Source organism: Oleiphilus sp. HI0080 (assembly GCF_001635135.1).
Genome location: NZ_LWFU01001194.1, coordinates 1 through 661, shown reverse-complemented (window position 1 = coordinate 661; position 661 = coordinate 1). Strand labels below are relative to the sequence as shown.

Sequence of the window (661 nt, the reverse complement as noted above, 5' to 3'; positions counted from 1 at the left end):
GCTGCTCTGCATGCGCAACAGCCGCCGCAGACTTCATGGTCCCCGCAATACCTGCAAGGGAAGCTTCTCTCGCCTCTCTTCCAAGGTCTGCAAAACGCGGGATAGTAAAAGCCGAAAGGATACCGAGGATCACAACAACCATGATCAATTCGATGAGAGTAAAACCACGAGCGCCGCTCGCTTCAAGTCTGCCAAACTGCTGCATAGTTCTTGTCGTTTCTTTATTATTTTATTGGGATTGCTAATACGTACAGGGTGTTATTAAGCCACAGCTCATAGATTCAGACTAGAAAAATCGGTGACACGAACATGACGATTCCGTAGTGCAGATAAAGCGCTTTGGAATTAATGCAAACGGGTTGCACGAACATCTTGACCTATAGCCTATCAGGTCGATGATCAGCCACGAGAATCATCAGGGCAACTCGCATCAAGGGCGCCGATGAGAAAACACCTCAGCACGTCCGCAATATATCCAACTCAAGATTGAGCGCTCTTAAGGAAAGACCTCTCGCCAGTATATAATGCGGTCATTCCCACGATACTGACCAAAGGTAGCGAACCTCAAGGGCGCGTCTTCCAAGGAACCGTCCGCGCTTGCATCCCAATTGAAACGCAGCCAAGGCATTGTCCCTAGATCAACGACAACACCAATCGAACC

Annotated in this window: 2 protein-coding genes; both read right to left on the bottom strand. The window is 49.0% G+C overall.

Going from position 1 to position 661, the window contains the following annotated elements; translation table 11 throughout:
- A partial coding sequence (locus A3751_RS21055) for a prepilin-type N-terminal cleavage/methylation domain-containing protein (protein ID WP_156492710.1) occupies positions 1-205 on the bottom strand: 205 nt, incomplete at its 3' end.
- A gap of 291 nt (positions 206-496) precedes the next feature.
- Positions 497-655, bottom strand: a complete 159-nt coding sequence (locus A3751_RS23935; RefSeq protein ID WP_369821272.1) for a DUF6701 domain-containing protein — start codon at positions 653-655, stop codon at positions 497-499.
- Between the last annotated feature and the right edge of the window lie 6 nt (positions 656-661).